Raw genomic sequence first — 1,802 nt, forward strand, 5'->3', positions numbered from 1 at the left:
GCTGATACAGGCCGATTTTAAGAAATCGCGTCTGTTGAAATTTGATTCGCTCATTTTCCTCTCCATTTGAGAAATTCTTAGCTTAAGTTTAAAGTTCTAAACTAAAAGCGTAATTTTAGTTTCATTTTTAACATAAGTCAAATATTATTTAGTGTATCATTTCATAAGAATTAAATTATCAATTGGAGAGGCTAAATGAATTTGCATCGCATGGAGCTAGTATTAAAAGTAGCAGAATTCCGCAGCTTTACTAAGGCTGCCGAAGCACTTAAAATCCCGCAGCGGTCGCTATCGCAGAGCATTTTATCGCTGGAACGTGAGCTTGGAACGCAGCTTTTTAACCGCACGAGTAATCCCATTTCGCTTACGCACGCGGGAAAAATTTATGCTAGTAAAGCCAAAGTCATTTTTGATGCCATAAACGACCTAAAAAACGATATCTCTGAAATAAGCGGCGTAAAAAATGATAAAATTCGCATCGGTTTTTCGCAAAACGGCTATAATCTACTGCCGTCGCTACTGCCGATGTTTTGCAAGAAATTTAAGGATTCGGATCTACAAATCACGCAGTTTTCTTCTGCGCTTAGCATTCGCGAAATACTACTTCAAGGTGATCTTGATGTCGGTATGCTGATACTGCCCATCGATATGAGCGGGCTTGACGGGGTTAAAATTCTAACGCAAAAAACCTATGTCGCTCTAAGCTCCGCCCATCCGCTCTCGCTTGAGTTTAAAAACGAATCTGTTCCCAAAATTGACATTTCGCGCTTAAAAGAGGAAAGATTCATCCTGCCTAATCAAAGCCTAAGAAGCGCCGAGCAGATAGATGCATTTTTTGCTGCTGCGGGATTTGCGCCGAAAGTGCTATGCCGTACGGAGACCTTTGATATCGCCAATGCTATCGTCGCAAGCGGCGTGGGAGCGTGCTTTAGTATACCGCAGATGATAAAAGAAGATAAGGTAGACAGGATTAAGCTCTTTGACGTAGGCGCGCGCGAGCTCGATAATACGCTGATAATCGCCTATAAAAAAGGCAAACGTCTAAACCATCTAGCGCAGGCATTTATCAAAACTGCACGTAAAATTTCTAATGAAATTTAAAATTCATAGCTCGCAACGATAAATGAGAGATTGAGATTTTGTAGCACTTTGCCTCTTTATTTGCTTTTACACAAAAATTTTTAAAGCAGATTTTGCTCAAACTTGGGATGAAATTTCAAACTAAGCTTAAATTAGAATTTTGCCAATAGAATCTTTTACTGCTAAAATTTCACTCACAATTTACGACGAAATTTAGTGCGAAATTCTAATTTTTCACTCCATTTAAAATATCCAAATCCTTGTTATACACCTTGGTATCTACTTCAAAAATTCCAAGCAGCGTGTGAAAAAGATTATCGTGCGAAAAAGCATCATCCTTATGCGATTTAAGCGCGCTTAGATCGTATCTTTCGCGCATTTTTCCCTCACCTAGCCAAACGATAGCGCCGATATGCTTTTGCGCCTCGGGAGCGAAAAGATAGGGCATGCCGTGCAGATAAACGCCGCCCTCGCCGAGGCTCTCGCCGTGATCACTCATATAGATCATCGCCGTTTCGTACGTCTTAGAATATGGTTTTAAAAATTCTACAACCTTGCTTAAAAAATAATCCGTGTATAAAATCGCGTTATCGTAGGCATTTGAAATTTCTTGCTGCGAGCAGTTTTCAAGCTCGTTATCGCGGCAAACGGGGCTAAATTTTTCAAATTCTTTCTTATAGCGCTTAAAATACGCAGGCCCGTGATTGCCCATCTGATGCAGC

The 1,802-nt window shown here is 40.4% G+C and carries 2 protein-coding genes; one reads left to right on the forward strand and one right to left on the reverse strand.

What is annotated here, in order from left to right:
• Positions 1 to 210 precede the first annotated feature (210 nt).
• Positions 211 to 1,101, forward strand: a complete 891-nt coding sequence (locus tag Q0257_RS08795) for a LysR family transcriptional regulator (RefSeq protein WP_298024163.1) — start codon at positions 211 to 213, stop codon at positions 1,099 to 1,101.
• Between the two features lie 205 nt (positions 1,102 to 1,306).
• On the opposite strand, the gene Q0257_RS08800 is transcribed toward Q0257_RS08795, so the two are convergent.
• Positions 1,307 to 1,802: sulfatase-like hydrolase/transferase (locus Q0257_RS08800; RefSeq protein ID WP_298024167.1), on the reverse strand; the 496-nt coding region annotated here is incomplete at its 5' end.

Source organism: uncultured Campylobacter sp. (assembly GCF_938018035.1).
GTDB lineage: Bacteria > Campylobacterota > Campylobacteria > Campylobacterales > Campylobacteraceae > Campylobacter_B.

Coding starts and splice junctions, on each gene's coding strand:
- Q0257_RS08795 (WP_298024163.1), top strand. CDS start 211: ATGGAGCTAGTATTAAAAGTAGCAGAATTCCGCAGCTTTACTAAGGCT.